Genomic DNA, 24970 nt, shown 5'->3' with positions numbered 1-24970 from the left:
CCTACTTTCTTGCGCGATAAAGCTCAACCGTCACGCCTTGAAAATGAATATCAAACGGCGGATGCGGCTTCGTGACTTTGACAGTCAGTGCATTGACACTAGTATAAGTGTCCAGTAGGGAAGATGCAATACGTTCGCCCAAAGCTTCAATCAATTGGTAAGACTCCTTTTCAACAATATCTTTAACGGTGTAATGCACCTCTGCGTAATTAACCGTTTTGTCCAAAGCATCCTGCTCACCCGCTTCACGCAGATCAAGCTCCAGTTCCAAATCAATATAAAAACGCTGTCCCAGCTTTCGCTCCTCTGGAAAAACCCCGTGATATCCGTAATACTCCATACGATGCAAAACCATTTTATCCATCGTGGGTAGACCCCCTGTTTTTTTTAATTTTCTTAATAAATAACTCCCTAAAAATACAGTGACTTTATGCTGGTGGTAGCGGAGCGAATCATTTGAATCCGAAGAAGCGGAGCGCTCGCCTTTGCAACGGGATTCCTACAGTCATATGTTTTACCAATTCAAAGAATCCTGTTGCAACAGCGATCGTAGGATCAAAGGATTCGTAAAGCGGGCTTTACCCGCCATAACTCAGTGCATTTTTAGATCCGTACACCATCGCATCACACATACGTACGGTACGCTTGATTTGCGCCACATCGTGTACACGCACAATCTGGCACCCTTGAGCAATGCCAAAAGCAACAGTAGCTGCCGTGCCCTCCACCACATCATTCACAGGCAAATCCAGTGCTGTACGAATAAATCTTTTGCGCGACGTAGCCAATAACAGCGGAAAGCCCAGCTGACTCAATCTATCGAGAGAAGTCATGGCATGAATATTTTCATCGTAATCCTTGGCAAAACCGATACCTGGGTCTAAAATGATCTGTTCCTCACGTACCCCCGCATCCAGCGCTAATCGGATACTCTCTTTTAAATCGGACAGCATATCAGAAACCAAATCACTATAGTTACGGTCATGACGATTATGCATCAAAATGACCGGGCAATCGAATTCCGAAGCTACACGTGCCATATCAGGGTCTGCCTTAAACCCCCACACATCATTAATGATATGTGCGCCAGCTTCGAGTGCCTTTCTGGCTACTTCAGCTTTGTAAGTATCTACAGATAATGGAATGTGCGGTGCGATAAGATGGATGGCCTGGACGACCGGAATGACCCGAGCCAGCTCCTCTTCCACACCTACTGGATCATGACCGGGACGGGTAGACTCCCCGCCAATGTCAATGATATCGGCTCCATCTTCCACCAGCTTCAATGCATGTAAAACAGCAATCTCCGGGTTATAATGTAATCCTCCATCGGAAAATGAATCCGGGGTCACATTCAGTATACCCATGATCTGTGTGGAATGTCCGAGTGTAAGCTCGGCATCCCCCATTCGGTAACTACGTTGATAAAGGGTCGGTATGTTCACTTGATCCCTGCTTTCTGTCTATAATCGTGCAACAGCAAAGCTGTTATGGACCTGGGCTGCGTCAAGGGAACCGAAAAATGATTCGTTGTTCCTCCCGGCTCCAACAACAAATTCACGGGCCGTATTTCTTGTATAGAGTTGGTCATAAAAATTTCATCAGCCTGTTTCAACTCGTCCCAGCGGTACAGGCCCTGCTCACAAGGAATGTCTCGCAGATGCGCCAGCTCCAAAATGAATTCACGCGTAATGCCTGGCAGAATCCCTGTAGACAAGTCAGGGGTATACAGCGTATTATTCCGCACAAAGAACAGATTGCTGACCATTCCCTCTGCCAGGAAACCATTGGCCGTAAGCATCATTCCTTCAGCCTTATAACGGACAGCTTCGGCATACTGCTGAAGTTCCCGTTTCGCAAGAATATTATTCATATAATGGAGCGACTTTAAGCGAACCTCGCCCTCTGGAGTGTTTCTGGGGATTCGCAACAACTGAAGCACCGATGGGGAAGTCGATTGCCCGATTTGTGTATTGGTAGAGGGCAACGGTTTGGCAAACAAAATATGGTTGGGACGCGTATAGTCACCCGTCGGCAATCCTAGCACCTCTTCACCCGCTGATACGGTGTAACGGATGTAGGCTTCATCCAACCCATTTGCCACCATCAGATGCTGAATGTGTTTCGTAAGCTGCTCCTCATCAGGTTGAAAAGGAATGCCGAGCATTCGGCAGCCTTCCTGTAGTCGATGCAGATGCCGATCCAGCAAGAATGGGGCACCCTTGTAGGTGCGGAATGTTTCAAACAAGCCCATTCCGTATAAAAAGCCGTGATCACTTACGTGAACCACGGCTTTTGCGGCTTCCGTGAGGACGCCGTTGACTCCGATATATTTCATGAATCAAACGCCTACCTTGCGTTTTAGGAAATTGCGTAACAGCTGATGCCCGTAATCCGTAATAATGGATTCTGGATGGAACTGAACTCCTTCTACGGCAAATTCTTTATGCCGCAAACCCATAATTTCACCTTCTGCGGTTTCAGCGGTAATCTCTAGACACTCAGGCAGACTCTCGCGCTCTACCAGCAATGAGTGATACCGGGTTGCTGTGAACGGAGAAGGCAAGCCTTCAAATACTGACGTATTGTGATGAAGAATCGGTGAGGTTTTACCGTGCATGAGTCGTTCAGCCCGGATAACCTTACCGCCAAAAGCCTGTCCGATGGCCTGATGGCCGAGGCAAACGCCAAAAATCGGAATGCGACCTTTAAAATGGCTGATCACATCCAGTGATATCCCCGCCTCATTAGGCGTGCATGGACCCGGCGAGATCAAAATATGCTCTGGTGCCAGCTCTTCTATGCCTTTCACATCAATCTCATCGTTCCGTTTTACGGTTACTTCTTCGCCAAGTTCACCCAAATACTGAACAAGATTGTACGTAAACGAATCATAATTATCAATCACCAAAATCATACGACTCACCCTCCTGTGATACCGCTTCTGCTCAAAGCGGCTTCTTCTTCACCACATTGTACCGCCTTCATGACAGCTCTGGCCTTGTTCCGACATTCCCGATATTCCCTGTACGGGTCTGAATCAATGACGATCCCCGCACCTGTCTGTAAATAGGCAGTGCTGCCTTTAACAGCTAGTGTTCTTATTATAATATTTAATTCCATATTACCGTTATAGTCAATCCATCCAAGGGACCCAGTATAAGGCCCCCGCCGGACAGGCTCTAATTCTTCGATGATTTCCATCGTGCGCACCTTGGGTGCCCCGGTAATGGTTCCGCCTGGAAAAGTAGCCGCAATTACATCTATAGCTGTACGACCTGAGGCTAACTTCCCCTCCACCTGAGAAACCAAATGCATAACGTGCGAATAATACTCGACAGTCAGCAGTTCAGGTACATGCACCGATCCGTATTCGGCAATCCGTCCGATATCGTTACGCTCCAGATCGACGAGCATAATATGCTCGGCGCGTTCTTTTTCGCTTGATAGAAGCTCTGCTGCCATAGCGGCATCTTCATCCGGTGTTAGCCCCCTTCTTCTCGTACCTGCAATAGGTCGGGCGCTCACACGTCCATCCTCCAGCTTCACCAACAATTCTGGCGATCCACTGACGATCCGTAAATCTGGCATACGCAGCATACCCATATAAGGGGATGGATTCAGCAGACGAAGCCATTCATATATATTCTCAGGAAGGGCTGCAAGCGTACGTTGCTGACGAATCGACAAGTTAACCTGAAATACATCCCCTTGGGCAATATATTCCTGCACACGTTTCACGGCATGTTCAAAATCTTGTTGGTTGAATGCCGCTGTCCATCCTTCAGATTCTTGATGAGCAGCCTCTAATTCTTTTTCGGACAGCCGAGCACAACGGCGAGGATGAGCTGGATCAGTCTCTCCCGCATGTATGATGTTCTTCCACTGAGTCAGCATGCGTTCTGCACGTTGGACCGCTTCCGCATAAAGTTTGCCAAGTATCGATATGGTCTCATCCACCATAAGCTCATTAGCCAAATCAGTCTGGCTACTGAATTCACCGGAGCGGGCAGGATTGGGCATATGAACAGCACAATATATGCAGGATTTTTCGTGATCATAAATCCATAGCTCATCCACCCTCATCCATACATAATCAGGTATGCCCGTATCGTCTGCAGCTTGAGATGGCAAACGCTCCAACGAGCGAGCTACATCGTATCCAAGATAACCCGCAAATCCTCCAGAGAAAAAGGGCATGCCAGGTACACGCGGTGCACGGTAAGGAGCGATCCAGTTGTTCATGACTTTCAAAGGTTGACCATGTATATCTCCATGCTTCCCACTTTGCAAATCAGTCCAAACTGCATGTTCTCCCTTGCCTTCCAATACAGCAACCGGATTTAAGGCCAGATAGGTGTACCTCCCACCTTTAGCGCTCTCCAGCAAAAAGGCATATGGCGACGAATCCTCCCAAGCCTTCCGCCACGATGACGGTAGCCCTCCCACGGGTAATGGGTACTCAGCGATATAGGGAAGTATGCTCCAGCCTTCCTCCTGCCAAACCTGCCACTGCGCCTCCGTCACTCTAGCTGTCGATTTCATCCGTGTGTGCTTCCCCTTCCCTACTTTTCAATAAGTCTACATTCTCTCCTTAAAAAGAAACCCCCACTCCCCTGCAACAGGGAAATGAGGGAATCCTTACGTATAGTATACACAATTACGACATAATTACAGCTCGAAATTGTATAATGGTGTACTCAGGTAACGTTCTCCATTACTTGGAATAATGACAACGATCCGTTTACCCTTGCCCAATTGCTTAGCAAGTTTCAAAGCCGCATGGACAGCCGCGCCAGATGAAATACCGGACAAAATGCCCTCTTCCTTGGCCACTCTACGTGCTACCTCGAAAGCTTCGTCGTTTTCTACATGAATAATTTCATCATAGATATCACGGTTTAAAATTTCAGGAATAAAGTTGGCACCCAACCCTTGGATCTTGTGGGGTCCTGGCTTACCGCCTGCTAACAGCGGGGAAGAGGCAGGTTCTACGGCCACAACTTTAATATCAGGGAATTCTTTCTTAAGCACTTCACCGGCTCCAGAAATGGTTCCGCCAGTACCTATTCCCGCTATAAAAGCGTCCAGAGTTCCGCCAATGGAACGAATGGCTTCCACAATCTCAGGACCGGTCGTTTCACGGTGAATTTTGATATTAGCTTTGTTCTTGAACTGCTCAGCAGCAAAATAATCCGGATTTTCACTCAGCAATTCTTCCATTTTCTTAACGGACCCGTTCATGCCTTCTGATCCTGGTGTTAACACAAGTTCGGCTCCATAAGCGCGCAACAAATTACGACGCTCTATGCTCATCGTTTCTGGCATAACGATGACTGCCTTATAGCCCTTCGCAGCAGCAACCATAGCCAAGCCGATTCCTGTATTACCGCTAGTTGCTTCAATAATGGTACCGCCTGGCTTAAGCAGACCTTCACGTTCAGCTTCTTCTACCATACTAATCGCAATACGGTCTTTTACACTGGAGCCTGGGTTCTGATATTCCAGTTTCAAATAGATTTCGGCGCTATCTTCCGGTACGATCCGGTTGAGGCGAACGAGGGGGGTTTCCCCGATAAGTTCGGTGATGTTATTAACAACTTTAGCCATGATAATTCCTCCCTGACTGTAGATGATATATTAAAAAAATGCGAAATCATATTGTAGATCATTCTTAGTCATCACTTTAATTTTGTATCGCTCATTTAATTTCCGATAAAAATAGTGGGTTTTATACGCTAATCATAACAATCTTCAATTCCAATGTCAATACGAGTGAGTAAGCTGCGATGCTGTCAACCCGCGTTATCAGCATCGCGCTTCCTTCAAACCAATATTCTTTCACTACGTTACAGAGAAGCGGAGGATGCATTCTTTCCAGATAAAATACGCGCTCCATACTTATCACGCAGACTCTTCTCAACCTCTTCCAAAGGAGCGGCTTGTGCAAGCGCAAGTGATCGACGAATTTGCTGCCGGATCTGCTGCTTATCCGGGGAATTCTTCAACCGGACATCCTGTACATAAATGACAGCATAGCCATCGTTAACAGAGATTGGACCCGCAACATCCCCAGAGCTTAGCTCTCTCGCCGCCTTCATAATCGCCTCCGGTTGCAATGGATCATATTCATCCACCCATCCCAGCTGTCCACTACTATCTTTGTCGAAAGGCTTACCTGAATGCTCTTGAATCAGCACATCGAAGCTCTCCCCCTGCTTAACCCGGTCTAGCAGCGCTTCTGCTTCCTCCGCATTATCCACATAAAGAGCTGCCAATTGGATCTGCTTACCGACGGCAAATTCCTCGGGATGCTGCTCCCAATACTCGTCAATCTCAGCTTCCTGAACTTGAATACCCTGCGTAGCTATTTTCTCCAAACCAATCCGGTATTCCGCTTCATTCCGCAAATCAACCGGATCTAAGCCAAACTGTCGCTGCATTTCATCAAAGTAGGTATGATCTGAGTCATACCCTTTACTATCCTGCTCCAGCACCTGCTGTAAATCCTCTTGGGTGATCTTGATACCGAGACGCTTGGTTTCAGCCTGCACGGCTTTACGATTCAACATTTGCAACAGCGTATTGGTTCCATATCGCTTTTTCAGTTCCGCTACCCACTGTTCCTCCGATATGCCTTCCTGACCCATCTCCGCCACAGTATGATCGCCGTCATCCTTGCTTACATCACCCGGCTTTGACAGCCCCCGAAGCATGATAAGACCACCCAAGGCGGCGACGCTAACGGTCAGAATAATGACAGCTGTCCATAATCCCTTTTCCCGTGTAGTCATCGCTTGCACCGCCCATCCGGTTAGGCTTTGGCTTGATCTAACAGATTTTGCAGCTCATCTTTATTAAACTGATAAGCCTCATTACAAAAGTGACATACGACCTCAGCCTGTCCTTCTTCCTCAATTAACTGCTCTAATTCGCTTTCTCCCAAACTGATCAATGTTTTTTCCACGCGCTCACGTGAACACTCACATTGAAAATGGATATCCAATTCATCGAGAATCCGAACGTCCGGCAACATCCAGCGCAGCATTTCATCAAGTTCCAACCCTTGATCCAGCAAAGCGGTAACGGGCGGAATGGAGCTGACTGCATTTTCGATCGCAGTTATCTCATCATCATTCAAGCCTGGAAGCAATTGAATAATAAATCCACCGGCCACAATAACCGAGTTATCAGTATCTACCAGCACACCCAAGCCCACCGCTGACGGGGTTTGTTCCGATTTGGCAAAATAATAGGTAAAGTCCTCACCCAGTTCACCAGAAATAATCGGAGTACTGCCGCGATACGGTTCTTTTAACCCCAAATCCTTGATGATATGAATGAACCCCTCTGTACCTACAGCACCCGCTACATCCAGTTTGCCCATACTATTGCTCGGCAAATGCACATGTGGTTCAGTAACATAACCTCGTACTTCCCCTACAGCATTGGCATCCACGATGATTTGCCCAATCGGTCCATCACCTTTAACTTGAATGGTCAATCGCTCTTTGCCTTTTAGCATAGAACCCATAATAGCTCCTGCTGTGAGGGTTCGCCCTAAAGCAGCGGTAGCCGTTGGATACGTATCATGTCTTCTCCGCAATTCCTCTACCAATTGAGTTGTCCGAACAGCAAAAGCTCTAACCCTCCCATCCATGGCTGTGCCACGAATAAGTCGATCCTGCTTATTTTCCATATTGATATCCTCCCCTATTCTCCAGGACAGCTATGCTGCTTATTTTCGTTAGTATTGCTCATCATTGAAGCATAATTTCCTACTATATAAACAACCTGCATCGACAGATCACGCGAATTGTTCAAAAACGTAACATATTTCAGTATAGACGAAAAACGCCGCTAATCCAAACCGATAAGATCATCGGTTGGACGCAGCGGCAGCTTATATCCACTTTTTTATTCAGCGTTACGTTGGTAAATGATACGTAATCCTTCAAGCGTCAACATCGGCAACACTTTCTGAATGCTCTCTGTCTCTGATGCGATTAGCTCTGCAAGACCTCCCGTAGCAATAACCGTAGGCTCCGCCTGCATTTCTTCCTTAATGCGCCTCACAATGCCATCCACTTGCCCAGCATAACCGAAGATAATCCCAGCTTGCATGGCATGAACCGTATTACGACCAATAACCTTTTTGGGCTTCTCCAACTCGATACGGGGCAGCTTGGAAGCCCGTTGATACAGTGCCTCTGTCGAAATCCCGATACCCGGCACTATTACACCACCCAAGTAGTTTCCCTTATCGTCAATACAATCAAACGTCGTCGCTGTTCCAAAATCCACCACAACCAGCGGCCCACCGAACCGTTCAACAGCCGCAACAGCGTTCACGATCCGATCCGCACCTACTTCACGCGGATTCTCATAACGCAGGTTAAGACCGGTCTTGATTCCCGGTCCGACGATTAACGGCGTTTTGCCTATGTATTTATCGCACATTTCTTCTAATACACGGACCAATGGCGGAACGACAGAGGAAATAATAACTCCTTGGATGTCATCCTTTAATACGCCACCCATACTAAAAAGATTATGTATGAGTACGCCGTATTCATCTGCGGTTGCCTGTCTGGAGGTACTGATCCGGTAATGGTGCAACAGCTCCCGCCCTTCGTACATCCCCAGAACAATATTGGTATTACCTACATCCACTACAAGAATCAATGGGTGTCACCTATCTTTCTTTGCGTTAAGGTCAAGGCTGATATCCAGACTATGAAAAGAGTATGTCAGCCTGCCTACAGAAATCACATCTACGCCACTCTCAGCCATCTCACGCACTGTATCCAGCGATACATTGCCCGAGGCTTCTGTTTTGACATGTGGTGCCCGTTCCCGAATGAACCGAACGGCTTCCTTCATATCTGGGGCAGACATGTTATCCAGCATAATGATATCCGCCCCAGCTTCCAGGGCTTCCTGCACTTGTTTCATGTTTTCCGTCTCTACTTCAATCGTCATCGTATGCGGTATATTAGCGCGCGCTCGACTCACAGCTTGTTCAATCCCACCTGCGCCCTTAATATGATTATCCTTAATCATAACAGCATCGTACAGGCCAAAGCGATGATTCGAGCCACCGCCTACACGAACAGCATACTTCTCCAGCAGCCGATGTCCCGGTGTTGTTTTGCGTGTATCCACCAAGCGGGTGGACAAACCATGCAATTGATCTATAAAAGCTCGTGTCCGCGTGGCAATGCCAGACATTCGTTGGAGCAAATTTAACGCCAGTCGCTCTCCAGTCAAAATCGCATGGGTACTTCCATTTACTTCAGCCAAAACGCTTCCCTTTTCAATCCACTGTCCATCGGTCACCAGCGGAGTAAACGACAAGGAAGGGTCCACTACCTGAAATACAAGGGCAGCCACGGGTAAACCCGCAACTACGCCGCTCTCCTTGGCATGAATGACAGCCTTGGATTGGTGGCCCTGCTCAATCGTCCAGCGCGTGGTCACATCGCCAGAGCCCGTATCTTCTCGCAGCCAGCTGCGAATTTGTGCCGTCAGTTCCTCCTGATATCCACTAAACTCTCCATAAAGCTCGCTGTTAGATGTCATGAACGTACTCCTCCGTTATCCCTTGATCACGTCGCTGCTGAACATGCTTTCGCCAGGCGCTATCATCTGTCTCAGGAAAATCCTCGCGATAATGCGCTCCCCGGCTCTCCTCACGCAGTAGCGCACTATCTGTTACTAATAAAGCACATGTGAGCAAATTGGCAAACTCGATCTCTTCCCGGCTAGCGATCACAGCCCCGAAAATAGGCATTTGCCCTTGCAGCTCATCTAATGCTGCTTGCAGCCCCTCGCCGTGCCGACGAACTCCAGCATAACGAACCATTGCTTCTTGCAGCTTATGCCGTTGCTCCGTGACGGATGAAGCCGGGAACTCTGTGCGGTTATCGCTATAAGATATCAACGTATGGCCGACCAGCGGTGGCAATGAATGCAGTCGCTCAATAATCCTGCTGGCGAATACAATAGCTTCAGATAATGAATTGCTCGCAAGACGATTAGCTCCGTGAACACCTGTAGAAGAGGTCTCCCCGCAGGCGAATAAACGCGCAATGGAGCTTTCCCCGTGTAAATTGGTCTGAACACCACCCATCATATAATGGGCAGCAGGCGCAATGGGAATCCAGTCTGTCGTCATATCCAAACCAAATGACAGACATGTCCGATAAATGGTTGGAAAACGTCGCTTCACCCGCTCAGGCGGCTCATGCGTAATATCCAAGTATACAAACGCAGCTTGGGTGCGTTCCATCTCATGAATGATAGCACGAGCTACGATATCTCTGGGTGCAAGCTCCTGCCGTGAATCATACTTGTCCATGAAGCGTTCTCCGTGAATATTGCGTAACACGGCTCCTTCTCCCCGTACAGCTTCGGAAATTAGAAACCTTGGAGCGCCCGGATGGCACAACGCCGTAGGATGAAACTGTATGAATTCCATATCCCGGACAATCGCCCCAGCACGATACGCCATAGCAATACCATCCCCGGTTGCAATATCCGGGTTGGTCGTATAACGGTATAATTGCCCGCTACCTCCTGAGCACAAAATCGTTGCATTAGCAGTTATATACGACCTTTCCCCACCTGGCTTTTGGACGAGGGCCCCAATACACTCACCATGCTCAGTCAGCAGGTCGATGACCATGCACTCTTCCCACACTTCGATACCGGGATGAGCAGCAACCTGCTTTGACAACGCACGAACAATTTCATAACCCGTAGCGTCTCCATTCGCATGCAAAATACGCCGATGGCTATGCGCTCCTTCCCGTGTCAATGCTAGTTCACCATCCACACGATCAAAAGCCGTTCCCATACGTATTAACTCTTGAATACCACCTGGACCTTCATGGACAAGCGTTCTGACCGCCTCTGGTTCGCACAAACCTGCACCAGCAATCAGGGTGTCCTGCATATGATAAGCAGGTGTATCCTCATCCGATGTGACAGCAGCAATCCCGCCTTGAGCATAACGTGTGTTGCTTTCCATCAAAGTCTTCTTGGTGATCAGCAACACTTTCCGATTCTCTGCAGCCTTAATGGCTGTATATAAGCCCGCAATGCCCGAGCCGATAATTAACACGTCGGCTTCCAATCGGGTCAATTCCGCTACATCAAAATCAACTAGATATCTTGGAATCATGCCTTCACCTGATTTCACAGAAGAATAGCGCACACCATAGGTTCTACAGTATGCGCTCACGTATATGTTCAAAATAATAGAAAGTCGATTGCAGCAGCTGTTGGCTTTTATAAGCTAAGAAGACGACAGCCGTTTATTTAACAATAAATGTACACAACGTTCCGGTGTCTGTCAAATCACGTTAGCAATAATCTTCCATTTAAAAAGCTCCGGAAAACCAATAATACCTGGTTCCCCGGAGCTTGCATATACGCTTATTCAACTATCCATTGAATGATTAGGTTGTTGTCGGTGGAGTACCACCGGAGTTGCCCGAATTGTTATCATCCTCTGGCTTTTGCAGATTAGGGATATCATTCGGTTGATCTGTTGTATTCTTAGGCTCGTCATCCTTACCTTGAATACGTACACGGACGTCTCCAATGTTGTCGATCACAGGCTCACCGTTTTCCGGTGTTCCTTCTCCCTCAGTCGTGCCACCATCCAAAGAACCTGTCTCAATCAAACGTTTGATTTGTTCAAGTTCCAAGGTTTCTTCTACCAGCAAGGTTTGAGCAATCAAATGAACCTCTTTGGAATACTTGGTCAGGAGTTCTCTAGCACGCTCATAAGATTCAGTGATGAAACGATTCATCTCCTGGTCAATCTGATAAGCGATCTGATCACTGTAGTTCTGCTCATGACCGATATCGCGTCCAAGGAATACTTGGCCTTGTGAAGTACCGAACTGCATCGGACCAAGTTTCTCACTCATACCATATTCTACGATCATGCTACGTGCGATGCTTGTTGCTTGTTGGAAGTCGCTATAGGCTCCTGTTCCGATTTCACCAATGAACAGTTCCTCGGATACGCGTCCACCCAACAATCCAGTGATTTTGTCCAGCAATTCCTGCTTGGTTGTCAGCATGCGGTCTTCCTTCGGAAGCATGATAACATATCCGCCTGCACGTCCACGTGGAATAATTGTTACCTTGTGAACCATATCGGCATTTTCCAAGAAGAAACCGATAATCGTATGGCCTGCTTCATGATAAGCAACAATTCGTTTCTCGCGGTCACTGATTACGCGGCTGCGTTTTTCTGTACCTACGATAACACGGTCGATGGCTTCATCTACTTCTCGCATCGAAATATCCCTGCGGTTACGACGAGCCGCCAACAAGGCAGCTTCGTTCAACAGATTTTCCAGATCAGCGCCTGTAAAGCCTGTTGTACGTTTCGCAATTACGTCCAATTTAACATCCTTCGTTAATGGCTTGTTGCGAGCATGTACATACAATACTGCTTCACGGCCTTTAACATCTGGACGGTCAACCGTAATTTGACGGTCAAAACGTCCTGGACGAAGCAACGCCGGGTCTAGAATATCCGGACGGTTTGTAGCAGCTACGATGATAATACCTTCGTTTGCGCCGAATCCATCCATCTCTACGAGCAATTGGTTGAGCGTCTGCTCACGTTCATCATGTCCGCCACCCAATCCAGCGCCACGTTGACGTCCAACGGCATCAATCTCATCAATGAAAATGATACAAGGTGCGTTCTTCTTAGCGTTCTCGAACAAATCGCGAACACGGGAAGCACCGACCCCGACGAACATTTCTACAAAATCAGAACCTGAGATACTGAAAAACGGTACTCCAGCCTCGCCTGCAACAGCTCTTGCCAAGAGTGTTTTACCCGTACCTGGAGGGCCCACTAACAGAACACCTTTCGGAATACGAGCGCCCACAGCTGCAAACTTGCGTGGGTCCTTCAAGAATTCTACGACTTCGACAAGCTCCTGCTTCTCTTCGTCAGCCCCTGCCACGTCCTCGAACGTAACCTTCTTCTTCTCTTCGTTATACAGACGGGCTTTGCTCTTGCCGAAGTTCATAACTTTGCCGCCACCGCCCTGTGCCTGATTAAACAGGAAGAAGAACAACAGGAACATGATCACCAAAGGAATGATAGAAGTCAAAAACGTCAGCCAGATGCTTTCGCCTTCCATTTTCTTCTGTACATATTCAAACCCGTTCGTTTCACTGGCATTTACCAGTTCACTTAGTGCTTGATCCGTTGGTGGAACATATACGGAAAAATTGGTCGATTTAGCATTAGCCGGCTGCTTCTTATATGCACCGGTTACAAGATAGGCGTAACCGTCAAATTGGACCGTTACTTTAGAGATGTTATTAGCTTTAACCTCTTGCCGTAATTGGTCATATCTAGGGAGATCGGAGGCTTCGTTACTGTTACTAACAAACTGAACGATACCCACCACAACTAAAAAAAGAATCAAATAAAAACCAGAATTCCGGATGAACCGATTCATCCCCTACCTCCTCTCGAGACACTTAAGTTATTTTACCATAGCCTGTAAGTCCTTCTCAACAAAGGGCCTTATTTAGTCCTAGGACTGGAGGCTGAGATTAGCTGGTATAGATTTCCGGCTTCAAAATCCCTATGTATGGGAGGTTCCGGTAGTGCTCGGCATAGTCCAGACCATAGCCGACAACAAACGCATCTGGAAGCGTAAATCCAGTATAATCTGCTTCAAGATTAACCGTCCGGCGTGCAGGCTTGTCGAACAAGGTTACGACACATACCGAATTGGCATTACGATTCTTGAGCAGTTCAATCAAATGTGTCAGCGTCAGGCCGCTGTCGATAATATCTTCGACAATCAGAACGTCGCGTCCTTCCACAGATGCGTCCAAATCCTTAATGATTTTGATGATACCTGAGGATTTTGTGGACGCTCCATAACTTGATACAGCCATGAAATCAAGCTCCAATGGCACTGTAATGGATTTAACCAAATCAGCCATAAAGATAAACGCACCTTTCAGTACGCAAATCACCAATGGATTTTTCCCTTCATATTTTACGCTGAGCTGTGCACCCAATTCCTTAATTTTACTCTGAATTTCTTCTTCGCTGATCAATATTTCCTGAATATCATTTTGCAACGGTGTAAACCTCCTAAGTTTATACTATGAAAGCCGTTCCTGTGCAATTACCGGTGCCCCGGACTCTCTCGTCTTTGCCATGACATATATATAACCGAAGACGTGTGCTCTTGCACCGCGGCATGTACAGAACGTCGTACGCCCGGAATCCAGAGAATAGCTCCAGAGTGGTCGCAGACGATGGGAACAACGGAACGCATTAAAGGAGGTATTTTTTCATTAATAAAAATATCTTTAACCTTTTTTCTTCCGTTTAATCCCATTACATACATGGTATCTCCAGGTAATCGCGAGCGTACAGTCAAAGGCAGACTCAATTGATCTGCGTCGAACCATGCTTCCTCCTTATTGGTCGGATGATCCCCATCCAAATAGGAAGCCCTTCGCCACCGGAGTATACCACCCGCTTCAGGCAACTCTAGCTCACCGGAAATAGGCAATACACTTAGTCCATAGCACCATTCGCCCATAACGACTTGCGTACGGTCAAACAAAACCGCTTGGTCATATTCGCGGACTCCAACCGCACCGCCTCCCAAATCCAAACTCCATGTAGACGATGCCTCTTGGAGAAGTCTTAGTCGAACGGTCTCAATTTTACGAAAATCAAAATTTTCACTGTCCGAAGGCAGATAATTTAATATTAGTTTAATCAACCTCCGTTGTAAAGCAACGGGTAGCTTACGGTATAAAGCGATGGGAAACATGTACCTGCCATTATCCAAGCTCACCATTTTCTCGTATGCTGACAGCGTAGATGCCTCCATAAAGTCATTTTCGTCAGCCATCGTTTCGGCCAGCCGGTTCAGGGATGGTGTCAGTCGCTCATTATATTGCCCCAAAAAAGGAAGCACATCCATGCGGATGGCGTTACGGCGGTATTTGGACGATAAATTAGTGCTGTCTATCACGTAGGAAAGACCATACAAGTTACAAAACTCAATCAGGTCAGCCTTGTACATACGTAGCAGCGGGCGAATGAGTTGCACATTTTTTTCATTGCGTGCCAAACGCATACCCGCCAAACCTGCTGGGCCGCTACCACGCAGCAAGTGCAAGAGAACCGTTTCGGCTTGATCGTCGCCGTGGTGAGCCATTGCAATATGCTGTGCTTCCCACTTTGTAGCCATATCATGTAAAAAGCTGTAGCGCAGCTCGCGTGCCGCTTCCTGTGGACCCTTCCCACTCTCCTTCATATAAGCGGGTACATCAACCCGAGTCATTTCAAATGGAAGTTCAAGCTTTCGGGCAATATTGCGTACCACTTCAGCCTCCGCATCCGATTCCTCTGGTCTGAATCCATGATGAACGTGAGCGCAGACGAGTTGTAAAGGCATATGTATAACGGATATTTCATGTAAAATGTGCAAAAGGGCCACCGAATCCGGCCCACCGGATACAGCAACCACAATGCGGTCTCCGGGGCTCCACAGTGAATGATCTCGCGCCAAGGCGAGCACTTCCTGTACAACACCGGTCGGTTTTGTTGTTCTCATTCCCGACCCTCTTTTCTCCCTACCGTAAAAATGATGATCATCTGTTATCTTATGTAAGTCATGCTGCTACCTTAACGCAATCCAGAGCGCTCCGGCAAGCAGCAAAAGCGATACCGTGAAAGCATATCCCAGCCAGCGTGGATTCCCTCTTTTGACCGACGATTGCCTGACATGTGCGGAAGCCAAACGTGACCAAGACCGGGCCGCTGCACGAGTATCGGAATATTCTCCACGCACTGCACCCAGTAGCCATTCGGCATAGGGACGTAATACACGGCTGCGGCGAATGATGACCGTCAATTCTGCCGTATTACGCAACTGTGGCAGCCTGCTGGCAGCCGCCTTTAACGATTCGCTCTCCAATATATGAATCGTTAGAAGAGCGAAGGCAAACAGGTCATACTGGGAATCAGCATTTCGGCTGCCAGCATTCCAAAATCCCCTGTCATACCATTCTGTAAATTGTTTAACACTCCGGCCAGCAAGAGACACCCCACCGTAGTCAATTAATTCAGCCTCTCCATAGGCATTGACCAAAATATTCTGCGGCTTCAGGTCGCCAAACACCCACCCTGCCTGATGGAGATCCGCCAGACGATTCAGTATACCGGTTCCAGCCACGCCATACCATTCCGGCCCTTTGGCTGCCACAAAGCGATGAAGTGGATCACCTTTAACGTATCGCATAACATAAAAGGGTATCTCCCCACTGCGTAACACTACATCATCCACCTCAAACAAAAAGGAAGGATTTCCATTTCGCTGGAGGGCGGCCTGAGTGCCCTGAGACTGCAATGTGGTCAGCACATTAATCTCCGATTGCAGATCAAGCGTGTTCTTCCCCATTTTCAGAGCAAATTGCCGATCGGCCTGTGCTTCTTTTACCAAATATACAGTTCCGTTCGCTCCCCGGCCCAGCAAGCGCTGGATGACATAGCTGCTCCGCTTCCACTTGCCCTTGATGACCGTTCCGGGTGCAAGAACGGGATCAGACGACGTAGTCACCGAGCATCCCTTCTCCTTTGCCATAGGATTCTTCCAGATCTTTCTGTTCTCCTAGTGTACCATATCGGTAATAATCAATCACTTGTAAAATGGCAGGACCTGTCGGCGTCGCCCCTTTCATCCGCAAGCGTCCAAATATCGATTTGATCTGGTTAAGCTCAGAGGTCCAACCGATATCCATGACTGCGTCTTCTCCCATTTTGCCGCCTGGGAAATGAAATACCGATAGACGGCTGTGTCCGCTTCTGGACTGTAAGCTGAGCAGCAAATCGCGAATGCTGTCCTCTACAGCAGGCAGCTTGGGCTTCATGCTCGCACTTGCATCAATGAGCAAGGCAATCTCCAGGGTGCTTGTTTCTGTCAGCTCATCCATCACCTCAACTACTTGGGCTCGTTTTGCCGGAGGAAGTTCACCGATATGTTTGGCGCCACCCTCGCCCAAAATGTGCGTTAACTCTCTATTAACCGCCTGCTGAATGGTTTGAACCACCGTTTTGCGCGTCATCATCTGCATGGTCTGTGCCAACTGCTTCGTCCCAACGATTTGGCTAAACCCTCCCCCTGCTTTAGCAATTTCTTGAATCTCTGCGCTGCCAAGCTCGCCAATAGTTCCATAATCTATGACTCCGGCGACATTCACTGTAATACCTTCCCGTAAAGCTTGGGCAGCCGCCATGACTGGACTAACACCTACATTTGAGCATCCGTCTGTAATGATCAAAATTTGCTTCATCGTTTTTTGACCTCCGCTTCCTCTTAATCTATTCCGATAGATTCTATCTTTGCCTAATCCGGAACGATTCAAACGAAGGATGCGGATTTTTAAAAAACGAATAAGGAATTTCCCGGGCAATGTCGGATTAGCTCACCGTCCGTGGACGTTCCAACCACCTCATGCCAGGTACATGGAGAGTTGCCCATTCTGGGCGGAAGTGATCTATTTTACTAACGACTACAGTCATATCATCATAGATTTGATTTTGTTGGTATCGGATAACCCTTTCTAGTAAACAGTCGGCCAACTGCTGTGGATCTTCGCTTTCAATTTCCTGAATCATGCGTTTCATCCATATTTCCTTATTAACCGCATAACCCGGTGAGTCGTATATACCGTCTGTAATCATAATGAGAATATCACCCGGCTGGAGCTGCAGGGATACCAAATCAATTTCAATATCCTGTATAATGCCAATCGGCAAATTGCTGGCAGATACGGGAATGACCTCCTCTCCTCTTTTAATAAAGCTTGGCGTAGACCCAATTTTCATAAAGGTTGTCTGGGCCGTATACTGATCAATCAGCGCCATATCGACCGTAGCATACATTTCCTCAGGTGATCGCAGCATCAGGACAGAGTTAACCGACTTGATCGCCAATTTTTCGTCCATACCCGATTGCAGTAATTCCTCCAAAATGTTAAGTGCTGCACTGCTCTCTTGCTGCGCGCGCTCTCCGTTCCCCATACCATCGCTTAACGAGACCGCAAAAGTCCCGTTCCCTAGCTCCATCATGCTGTAGCTGTCTCCTGAGAAAAAATCGCCTCCTTTGGCCGCACTAGCTACCCCTGTAGCAATCTCATACGTTTTAGCAGAGCCGAACATGACTGTAGCCAAGCCTTGGCGGCGATCTGCCTCCGTTTCGCGCATCACAGCTATATGCTCGTCCAGTATGTCCGACAGCAGTGGAGCAATGATTTTCCGACATTCATCAAATCCCCTTGTATAGGCATGGACAATCTCAATTTCTACCTGACCTGCATCCAGATTAATAATCTCAATAGATTGGATGGACAAGCCCAGTCTATCAAGAGCCTCCCGTATTTGCTCTTCCTGTCGATGCATGGTCTGCCCTTCCCGCTGAATTTCTCGCGCTAAATCCTCCATGATTTGTGATACACCCGATAGCTGGTCAGCAACAAGCTGACGACTATCGTATACTTGGCGCTTCCACTGCATATTATGTTGGTAGAGGCTATACTGCTGCTTCATCACTTGCAGGACAGCGGCCGTTTTAGCACATGCCTTACTCCATTGCGGGGGTATCTGTTCCGGCTCCAAATCCGGGTTATCCTCAATGGCGCTCATCATTTCCGTCATATACTGATGGGTTTGCATGAACTTGCCGTCCCAGCACTGCTCACACTTGAAGCAGGAGGCACATGTCCCTTCCGCCACCGCATTCATAAAGTGTTCGATTTCACCATCCGACTTCGCGCTCTCACTTGCAGATATCTGGTGAAAGCTGCGGGATAGCTGACTGAATACACGGGAAAACTTCGTTACTCGCTCTGCGGTGAGATCGCGGACCCTTTTGGCATATTCATGCTGAGATTTAGCATGGTCCTGCGTACCGGGAACATAGGTAGAAACCGCTTTAAAGAAACTTTTTGGGGTCATTAAAAATAATAGAATCGCCGCACAGCTCTCCCAGGTTGATGTCAGCACGTCTCCGGTCCCATCCAAATAGATCGTCAGAATGGAGGAGCCTAGCAGCATCCCAAGCGCAACAGCACCTTTTTTCCCTTCACGCAGCATCCCTGCCAGCAAACCTGCAAAAGCGAGTAAACTCATCTGCACAATTGCAGACATATTGGCCAAGCTTAAAATTAAACCGGTAATGACACCGACCGATGCACCCAGCGAAGCACCTCCCACCAAAGCAAACACCAAGACCAAATATCGCGACAGTACATGATCGACAGACAATGAATGAACAGTCCATCCTACTGCTCCCGTCATCACAGAGGCTAATAAAATAATAAGACATAAAATTTCCTCATTTTTGAGCTGGCTTGTCTTCTTGCGGTACGTAAACAACGGTATGGCCTGTGTGAATACCAGCGTAAGCATAAAGCTGAGAACCGCATCCGTTCCCACAATGATAAGTTCATACCATGTGAAAGTTGGAGCCATCACCGCGTTAAATAAATTGACCATAAACACAGACAAGAAAACCATAAGCGGAGCATAGGATAGTTCCAGACGATCGAAGGTTCGTAGTCCGCGATACAGGAGATAAAATACCAGTAGCTCGCCACCAATCATAAATAACGATGGATAAGGAGCTAACAGGCTGCCTAACACAACTGATACAGCTACAGGCAGCATCAGGTCACGCCGAAGGAACGTTATGACCGCAAAATAAGCGAGGGCAAAAGGAGAAAGCTCGTCCAAAATAGTGGCGCGTCCCAGTAGAACTCCCATAGCTGACAATAGCAGCATCCATCTTTGCGCCGTTACCCATTGCACCACTTTATGTGAATCCAGCCGTTTCTTGAGTCTGGAAGACCACCCTTCCGTACGCTCTTTGGATTTGGACTTTCTAGATTTTAACCCCGGAAAATGTACCACGTTCCATTTCTCCATCATGCGTCAGGCACCCCATTCATCAATTTGATGTTCCCATCTTAAACCGGAACGACTGAGAAAGTTTGTCAGAACCCCACGTCTTATTCCAAGAAATTTCCGACAAAAAAACGTTCTGCGCGAAAGGACAGAGCATCGCCTTAAACATCAAGCTACGCACGTATGGAAGCAGATGGAAGTTGTGTCTCTTAACTCCTTGCTTGACCTCTCTATGTCGTCCATCACTATGACCAAGACTAGCGATTTGCACAGAAGATAGACGGAAAACCGTTGGAGTTTGTCGGACGATTATGTCCTCACGACAAAAAAAACATTCGCTTTCCAGCACGAATGCTTTCCTCGTCTTCATCAAAATTGCGAATCTCATAAAATACATGTATAACGATAACCGGATTTATCGTCCACACCCATTGCATGTCGCATCTATTGTCGGTAGAACGCAAAAAAACCGTAGCAGTCTTTCGACTGTACGGTTTTCCGTGTATGGTTGATACGGTTGTCAAAGTGAATTAAACACGCTTCGCGCCGCGTCCTCCGCGTTTACCTTCGGTGTTCTTTTTCAGCGACGAAATGCGTTCCTCACTATCTTTCAGGAAGCGTGACATTTTATCCTCAAATGAAGGTTTACCCGGTGCAGGCTTGAAAGAACGGCCTCCACGATCGCGGTTGAAACCACCGCCACCACCACCGCGTCCTTGACTTGGACCTGAACCTCCACCGCCGAAACGGTCGCCTCCGCCTGGTCCTCCTGTACGCTCCGGTCTTGGAGCTCTTGGGGGACGGGCTTCACTTGCCGGCTTGTCAATCGTTTGCTTAATGGAAAGTCCGATTTTGCCATCTTTGTCAACATTAATGACTTTCACCGTCACGACATCATTAATCTTCAGGTGGTCGTTAACATCCTTAACATAGTTATCGGCGATTTCCGAGATGTGAACGAGACCCGTGACACCTCCAGACAAATCCACAAATGCTCCAAAATGCGTGATGCCTGTCACTTTGCCCTCTAACTTGGTGCCCACTTCAATTGCCATAGAATAAAATGATCCTCCCTTAAAATATACAACCGATTTTTTTGCAAAAAAATCCCGCTGTGGTGATTTGATTATACAAAATGGCGGAACCAAGGTCAACTAAGCATTGGCCCGATAATGTTCCTATTTCTGATCTCCGATGATTGGCGTCTCTTCCGGTTTGTAAAGACCGTACTTGCTTCTGGCAATCTCGCCAATGTACTCAGGGTCCTTGAGACGATTCACTTCGGTTTGAAGCTGTTGTTCGGTTTGTGTAGCAGCATGCTTCTGCTTTTCCTTCTGGATGAGCTGTTCATTTCGATCGGCCATAATCATGCCTTGAGAAAAAAAGGTAAAAATTGCCCAACTACCAAAGGCGGCAAGCGATAGCAACCAAATCATGATTCGCCTGCGCCCGCCCGCGTTGGACTTGGACGTAGAAGATGAATGGCGATCTACAGACGAATTACGCATGATACTACCTCCTTCCAAACCATCTTTTCGCTGTGTTTTTCAGTCTGATACCCAGCTTTACGAGCGACTCTGGAGTCCTCCAGCGCGCTTTAAGTGGACCGATCAGCCATAGGATCGGCTTCCAAACCGGCATCAGGATGTATATCAGCATCCTTCCCAGGAACACAATAAGTGCCCATGTCCATCCGACTAGCTTGCGTAACAGCCGATACAGCGCTAACACCGGAAGAACAATCAGGATGCGCAGTATGCTGTTCACGATCAACGTCAGTCTGCGAACTATCTCTAATAACATTACCACAAAACGTTGGGTTGTAACACTAAAGACCCAAAAATAGAGCCAAACCCCCAAAAGTAGTCCTAAAAAGACATAAAACCGCAGCTCACCGCGATTACTCGCGTAAAGCACACGGAAAATAAACAAAGCCGAGGCCACCCAGTACAGCACGTCCAATATATGAACGCTCCAGCGGGCAAAATGAAAGCGGATGGACAGCACCCGGTAGCTGTCAAACACCACTCCCATGGCTATGCCCGACAACAGCATCCACGTTAACGTCAGCCATTGCGTGTAAGGGTTCATTTGAATATCTTGCCGAATAGGCTTTTTCCGTTTTTAGCCGGGGCCCCGGGCTCCAGGTAGACGAGGGAAGTAATCAGACCTTCAATGGACAACAGTCCCTCTTCTAGACTGAGGTTTTTGATATGTAAATGTTGTCCGCGAATGGTGAGATGCCCCAACTCGGTCTGAAGCAAAAATTCTTCACTGTCAAAGCTCTCCACATTGCTGACGCCTGAAATATCGAGTTGCTTGCGGCTTTGCATGCGCAGATCATGGTGCTTCGACTTCCCTTGTTCAATCATGGCATGTACCCCTCCTTCTGTTCTTAGCTTATGAAGGGGGCCGTATGATTTAGAACCGCTTTTGCTGTTAATCAGCATATGATGGACGAAAACTCGTCATCTAAAGAAAAAAAAGCATTCCTTCATAAAATAATGAAGGAATGCTTTCATGTACAGTTGTGAGAAAATCAGATGTCTGCTTACCAGTTCAAACCATTGTCCCTGGCAATAGGCTCTTCCTTTACCAACGTGTACATACTTGCAGCCTCGTCCTTGCGTGTAGTGTCGGCGAGCCGTTCCACTCGCACGGTCACCAGCTTCTGGCCAAACTGGACGGTAATTTCATCGCCTACTTTGACCGCACTGCTCGGCTTGGCTTCGCGTCCGTTCACCAGCACTCTCCCTTGTTCGGAGACGTCCTTAGCTACCGTACGCCGCTTAATCAGCCGCGAGACTTTCAAGAATTTATCAAGACGCATTAGTTAACGGCTTCTTTAAGCTTATTACCGGCTTTAAAAGCAGGAACGGTCGATTCTGGAATTTCAATCGTGTTACCGGTTTGTGGATTGCGGCCTGTACGGCTGGAACGCTTGCGTGTTTCGAAAGTACCAAAGCCGATCAGTTGCACTTTGTCACCGCTAGCGAGTGCATCTGTAATTTCACCAAGAACGCCATTCAATACAGCTTCAACGTCACGTTTGCTCAAACCGCTTTTGCTGGAAATATTGTTGATCAGATCTGTCTTGTTCATAAGATAAAAGCCTCCCAAATGTCAAAAAATAATCATCACGCTGCATGTCCATTGATGGAGCAGACGTGAGGTCCAACTGTGGCCGAAGCCCTTCTGAATGTCACTGTAACACGCTTAACTATAAGCTACAGTTATTTTCAGAATTACTACAAGTTATTCTGGCTTGTCCGTAAAAATCCTGCAATGACAGGCGTTTTTTTATTCGACCCCAGTTAAGCCAACATCCTACTACAAAACTCTGCCCATTGGCAAGTCCTCTCAAACTGGGCCTTCTTTCAACCCTGCATATGTCTCATTTTACTGTTCTGTGCATCCAAAAGCGAATATGTGGAATCACGCTTTACCAAGGAGCTTTTTCGCTTCCTGCCAGTAAGTCTCCATTTCATCTACGCTGCTTTCTTCGGGACGACGCCCCTGCTCGCGTAATTTCTGCTCAATATACTGGAAACGGTCGACAAATTTGCGATTGGTAGCCGACAATGCCTCTTCCGGGTCTACTCCCATAAACCGGGCTGCATTCACGGCAACAAATAACACATCGCCTAACTCCAGCAACTGGGCTTCCACAGCATGCCCTTCACGAACCGCTTCCTTCAGCTCAGCCACTTCTTCGTCCAATTTATCGAATACGCCCTCAATGCTATCCCAGTTAAAGCCCACTTTAGCTGCTTTCTTCTGGAGCTTGTACGATTTCATAAGAGCAGGCAGATCACGCGGAACCCCGTCCAGTACAGAAGGATATGCTGCCGTCGTGCCTTTAAGCCGTTTTTCCTCAGCCTTCATCTGCTCCCAGTTTTGCAGCGCCTCTTCCGCATCATTCGCTTGATTGTCACCAAATACATGTGGATGACGGAAAATAAGCTTATCATTCAGCCCCTGAATTACATCATACACATTGAAGGTTCCGACTTCCTCTTCCATTTGGGCATGCAGCAAAATTTGCAACAACAGATCGCCCAGCTCTTCCTTCATATGCTCAGGGTCGTCCTCATCTATCGTTTCGATGACTTCATACGTTTCTTCGATCAGATTTTTGCGGATCGACTGATGTGTCTGTTCACGATCCCAAGGACAGCCTTCCGGGCTGCGCAAAATATCGACAATCTCGTGTAGACGGTCAAAAGAACGCCGTTTCAGCGCCTCATCTTCACTGCGAGGTATGTATATCAAGGATAGGTTCCCGTAGCCCTCTACTCGATCCAGCTCGTACAGCGGCACCTTGTGCACCGCTTCCTCCCCTTCTACCCCAAGAGCGTGACCGACATATACCTCATAATCGTCAGGATACCGCTCCATCAGGCACAGCTTCACATCAGAAGCCGTAAAGGTGTCATACACCTGTCCGATCAGCGTATGCAGCTGAGGCTGGAACCAGCTGGCATCCAGTGTTCCTGCATCCAGCAGCTGAAAACCCTCAATCGGATCAAAACCAAGACGCACAAAAGCTTCATCCAGGAAACTTTCGCCGCCCAGAATATTCAGTTCAATCCCTTGCGCAGGACAACGCTCCTTAAGCAACTGCACCGCTGCTTCTGCCACCATAGGGTGACCGGGAACCGCATAGACGATTTCGCTTCCGTCTGCCGCCTTAGCAGCCGTCGTAATCAATTGGCTGGTAATTTCCTCGTATACCTCTGGAAAAGACTCCTTTGTCTCATATACCTCGTCAAACGACTCAAAAGCCACCTCAAACTCATTCAGCACTTGAACCGCAGGATGCTCCTTGGTCCGCAGGTACAGCGCTGAAGCGCCTCGCATTTTGTTCAATATCCCTATCGTAAGCTGATCCGGATCTCCCGAGCCCAGACCTACGACCGTTAATGTTACGCTCATATCCCATCCTCCGTTTCGCAGAAACAAGGCTCATGCTCGAAAAAATACACG

The 24970-nt window shown here is 47.7% G+C and carries 24 protein-coding genes; all 24 read right to left on the bottom strand.

The window, feature by feature from the left end; all coding sequences use genetic code 11:
* Position 1 precedes the first annotated feature (1 nt).
* Positions 2 to 364: a dihydroneopterin aldolase gene (folB, locus tag MKY35_RS00345; protein WP_023986457.1), complete on the bottom strand. Its 363-nt coding sequence runs from the start codon at positions 362 to 364 to the stop codon at positions 2 to 4.
* Between the two features lie 214 nt (positions 365 to 578).
* Positions 579 to 1445, bottom strand: a complete 867-nt coding sequence (gene folP, locus MKY35_RS00340) for a dihydropteroate synthase (RefSeq protein WP_342445282.1) — start codon at positions 1443 to 1445, stop codon at positions 579 to 581.
* Positions 1442 to 2338, bottom strand: a complete 897-nt coding sequence (locus tag MKY35_RS00335) for an aminotransferase class IV (protein WP_342445281.1) — start codon at positions 2336 to 2338, stop codon at positions 1442 to 1444. The genes folP and MKY35_RS00335 overlap by 4 nt, the downstream gene beginning before the upstream one ends.
* Before the next feature lie 3 nt (positions 2339 to 2341).
* Positions 2342 to 2917 carry an aminodeoxychorismate/anthranilate synthase component II gene (gene pabA / locus MKY35_RS00330; protein WP_013308153.1) on the bottom strand — a complete coding sequence of 192 codons (576 nt, stop codon included), beginning with the start codon at positions 2915 to 2917 and terminating at the stop codon, positions 2342 to 2344.
* Between the two features lie 5 nt (positions 2918 to 2922).
* Positions 2923 to 4545 carry an anthranilate synthase component I family protein gene (locus MKY35_RS00325; RefSeq protein WP_342445280.1) on the bottom strand — a complete coding sequence of 541 codons (1623 nt, stop codon included), beginning with the start codon at positions 4543 to 4545 and terminating at the stop codon, positions 2923 to 2925.
* Between the two features lie 126 nt (positions 4546 to 4671).
* Positions 4672 to 5610 carry a cysteine synthase A gene (gene cysK, locus MKY35_RS00320; protein WP_039274029.1) on the bottom strand — a complete coding sequence of 313 codons (939 nt, stop codon included), beginning with the start codon at positions 5608 to 5610 and terminating at the stop codon, positions 4672 to 4674.
* Positions 5611 to 5849: 239 nt separating this feature from the next.
* A complete protein-coding gene (locus MKY35_RS00315; protein ID WP_209950320.1) occupies positions 5850 to 6794 on the bottom strand; it encodes a peptidyl-prolyl cis-trans isomerase in 945 nt (314 codons plus the stop codon).
* A 20-nt stretch (positions 6795 to 6814) separates the two neighbouring features.
* On the bottom strand, positions 6815 to 7699 hold the full coding sequence (gene hslO, locus MKY35_RS00310; protein WP_103049285.1) for an Hsp33 family molecular chaperone HslO: 885 nt from the start codon (positions 7697 to 7699) through the stop codon (positions 6815 to 6817).
* A 218-nt stretch (positions 7700 to 7917) separates the two neighbouring features.
* A complete protein-coding gene (locus MKY35_RS00305) occupies positions 7918 to 8685 on the bottom strand; it encodes a type III pantothenate kinase (RefSeq protein ID WP_013308148.1) in 768 nt (255 codons plus the stop codon).
* Between the two features lie 6 nt (positions 8686 to 8691).
* Positions 8692 to 9582: a carboxylating nicotinate-nucleotide diphosphorylase gene (gene nadC, locus MKY35_RS00300; protein WP_039274023.1), complete on the bottom strand. Its 891-nt coding sequence runs from the start codon at positions 9580 to 9582 to the stop codon at positions 8692 to 8694.
* Positions 9572 to 11185 (bottom strand): L-aspartate oxidase, encoded by a 1614-nt coding sequence (gene nadB, locus MKY35_RS00295; protein ID WP_342445279.1) that lies wholly within the window; start codon positions 11183 to 11185, stop codon positions 9572 to 9574. Before nadB ends, nadC begins: the two co-directional genes overlap by 11 nt.
* 277 nt (positions 11186 to 11462) lie before the next feature.
* Positions 11463 to 13502 carry an ATP-dependent zinc metalloprotease FtsH gene (gene ftsH, locus MKY35_RS00290; RefSeq protein WP_028542511.1) on the bottom strand — a complete coding sequence of 680 codons (2040 nt, stop codon included), beginning with the start codon at positions 13500 to 13502 and terminating at the stop codon, positions 11463 to 11465.
* Positions 13503 to 13599: 97 nt separating this feature from the next.
* The gene (hpt, locus tag MKY35_RS00285; RefSeq protein WP_023986447.1) at positions 13600 to 14139 is read right to left on the bottom strand and encodes a hypoxanthine phosphoribosyltransferase; all 540 of its coding nucleotides are present in this window, start codon (positions 14137 to 14139) and stop codon (positions 13600 to 13602) included.
* Between the two features lie 47 nt (positions 14140 to 14186).
* Positions 14187 to 15635: a tRNA lysidine(34) synthetase TilS gene (gene tilS / locus MKY35_RS00280; protein WP_342445278.1), complete on the bottom strand. Its 1449-nt coding sequence runs from the start codon at positions 15633 to 15635 to the stop codon at positions 14187 to 14189.
* 66 nt (positions 15636 to 15701) lie between these two features.
* A complete protein-coding gene (locus tag MKY35_RS00275; RefSeq protein ID WP_023986445.1) occupies positions 15702 to 16640 on the bottom strand; it encodes a serine/threonine protein kinase in 939 nt (312 codons plus the stop codon).
* Positions 16624 to 17373 (bottom strand): vWA domain-containing protein, encoded by a 750-nt coding sequence (locus tag MKY35_RS00270; RefSeq protein WP_342445277.1) that lies wholly within the window; start codon positions 17371 to 17373, stop codon positions 16624 to 16626. Before MKY35_RS00270 ends, MKY35_RS00275 begins: the two co-directional genes overlap by 17 nt.
* A gap of 127 nt (positions 17374 to 17500) precedes the next feature.
* Positions 17501 to 20008 (bottom strand): stage II sporulation protein E, encoded by a 2508-nt coding sequence (spoIIE, locus tag MKY35_RS00265; RefSeq protein WP_342445276.1) that lies wholly within the window; start codon positions 20006 to 20008, stop codon positions 17501 to 17503.
* Between the two features lie 506 nt (positions 20009 to 20514).
* Positions 20515 to 21039: a S1 domain-containing RNA-binding protein gene (locus tag MKY35_RS00260; protein WP_014279051.1), complete on the bottom strand. Its 525-nt coding sequence runs from the start codon at positions 21037 to 21039 to the stop codon at positions 20515 to 20517.
* A 123-nt stretch (positions 21040 to 21162) separates the two neighbouring features.
* Complete coding sequence (locus tag MKY35_RS00255; RefSeq protein WP_342445275.1) at positions 21163 to 21492, bottom strand: septum formation initiator family protein; 330 nt, start codon at positions 21490 to 21492, stop codon at positions 21163 to 21165.
* A 4-nt stretch (positions 21493 to 21496) separates the two neighbouring features.
* Positions 21497 to 22075 carry a spore cortex biosynthesis protein YabQ gene (gene yabQ, locus MKY35_RS00250; protein ID WP_342445274.1) on the bottom strand — a complete coding sequence of 193 codons (579 nt, stop codon included), beginning with the start codon at positions 22073 to 22075 and terminating at the stop codon, positions 21497 to 21499.
* Positions 22072 to 22356 (bottom strand): sporulation protein YabP, encoded by a 285-nt coding sequence (gene yabP, locus MKY35_RS00245; RefSeq protein ID WP_025721693.1) that lies wholly within the window; start codon positions 22354 to 22356, stop codon positions 22072 to 22074. Before yabP ends, yabQ begins: the two co-directional genes overlap by 4 nt.
* A 179-nt stretch (positions 22357 to 22535) precedes the next feature.
* Complete coding sequence (locus tag MKY35_RS00240; RefSeq protein WP_016818913.1) at positions 22536 to 22814, bottom strand: RNA-binding S4 domain-containing protein; 279 nt, start codon at positions 22812 to 22814, stop codon at positions 22536 to 22538.
* Positions 22814 to 23086, bottom strand: coding sequence for an HU family DNA-binding protein (locus MKY35_RS00235; protein WP_007428028.1), 273 nt, complete (start codon positions 23084 to 23086; stop codon positions 22814 to 22816). Before MKY35_RS00235 ends, MKY35_RS00240 begins: the two co-directional genes overlap by 1 nt.
* Before the next feature lie 333 nt (positions 23087 to 23419).
* The gene (gene mazG / locus MKY35_RS00230) at positions 23420 to 24919 is read right to left on the bottom strand and encodes a nucleoside triphosphate pyrophosphohydrolase (RefSeq protein WP_342445273.1); all 1500 of its coding nucleotides are present in this window, start codon (positions 24917 to 24919) and stop codon (positions 23420 to 23422) included.
* Positions 24920 to 24970: the final 51 nt, after the last annotated feature.

The organism is Paenibacillus sp. FSL L8-0638, assembly GCF_038593075.1.
Taxonomy (GTDB): domain Bacteria; phylum Bacillota; class Bacilli; order Paenibacillales; family Paenibacillaceae; genus Paenibacillus; species Paenibacillus polymyxa_D.
The sequence above is the reverse complement of the archived record's forward strand: the minus strand, read 5'-3'. Positions and strand labels throughout refer to the sequence as shown.

Coding starts and splice junctions, on each gene's coding strand:
- MKY35_RS00335 (WP_342445281.1), bottom strand. CDS start 2,338: ATGAAATATATCGGAGTCAACGGCGTCCTCACGGAAGCCGCAAAAGCC.
- MKY35_RS00235 (WP_007428028.1), bottom strand. CDS start 23,086: ATGAACAAGACAGATCTGATCAACAATATTTCCAGCAAAAGCGGTTTG.
- spoIIE (WP_342445276.1), bottom strand. CDS start 20,008: ATGATGGAGAAATGGAACGTGGTACATTTTCCGGGGTTAAAATCTAGA.
- MKY35_RS00325 (WP_342445280.1), bottom strand. CDS start 4,545: ATGAAATCGACAGCTAGAGTGACGGAGGCGCAGTGGCAGGTTTGGCAG.
- nadB (WP_342445279.1), bottom strand. CDS start 11,185: ATGATTCCAAGATATCTAGTTGATTTTGATGTAGCGGAATTGACCCGA.
- MKY35_RS00240 (WP_016818913.1), bottom strand. CDS start 22,814: ATGCGTCTTGATAAATTCTTGAAAGTCTCGCGGCTGATTAAGCGGCGT.
- nadC (WP_039274023.1), bottom strand. CDS start 9,582: ATGACATCTAACAGCGAGCTTTATGGAGAGTTTAGTGGATATCAGGAG.
- MKY35_RS00315 (WP_209950320.1), bottom strand. CDS start 6,794: ATGACTACACGGGAAAAGGGATTATGGACAGCTGTCATTATTCTGACC.
- mazG (WP_342445273.1), bottom strand. CDS start 24,919: ATGAGCGTAACATTAACGGTCGTAGGTCTGGGCTCGGGAGATCCGGAT.
- tilS (WP_342445278.1), bottom strand. CDS start 15,635: ATGAGAACAACAAAACCGACCGGTGTTGTACAGGAAGTGCTCGCCTTG.
- hslO (WP_103049285.1), bottom strand. CDS start 7,699: ATGGAAAATAAGCAGGATCGACTTATTCGTGGCACAGCCATGGATGGG.
- MKY35_RS00270 (WP_342445277.1), bottom strand. CDS start 17,373: ATGAAGCAAATTTTGATCATTACAGACGGATGCTCAAATGTAGGTGTT.
- MKY35_RS00260 (WP_014279051.1), bottom strand. CDS start 21,039: ATGGCAATTGAAGTGGGCACCAAGTTAGAGGGCAAAGTGACAGGCATC.
- cysK (WP_039274029.1), bottom strand. CDS start 5,610: ATGGCTAAAGTTGTTAATAACATCACCGAACTTATCGGGGAAACCCCC.
- yabQ (WP_342445274.1), bottom strand. CDS start 22,075: ATGAACCCTTACACGCAATGGCTGACGTTAACGTGGATGCTGTTGTCG.
- folB (WP_023986457.1), bottom strand. CDS start 364: ATGGATAAAATGGTTTTGCATCGTATGGAGTATTACGGATATCACGGG.
- yabP (WP_025721693.1), bottom strand. CDS start 22,356: ATGATTGAACAAGGGAAGTCGAAGCACCATGATCTGCGCATGCAAAGC.
- MKY35_RS00255 (WP_342445275.1), bottom strand. CDS start 21,492: ATGCGTAATTCGTCTGTAGATCGCCATTCATCTTCTACGTCCAAGTCC.
- pabA (WP_013308153.1), bottom strand. CDS start 2,917: ATGATTTTGGTGATTGATAATTATGATTCGTTTACGTACAATCTTGTT.
- ftsH (WP_028542511.1), bottom strand. CDS start 13,502: ATGAATCGGTTCATCCGGAATTCTGGTTTTTATTTGATTCTTTTTTTA.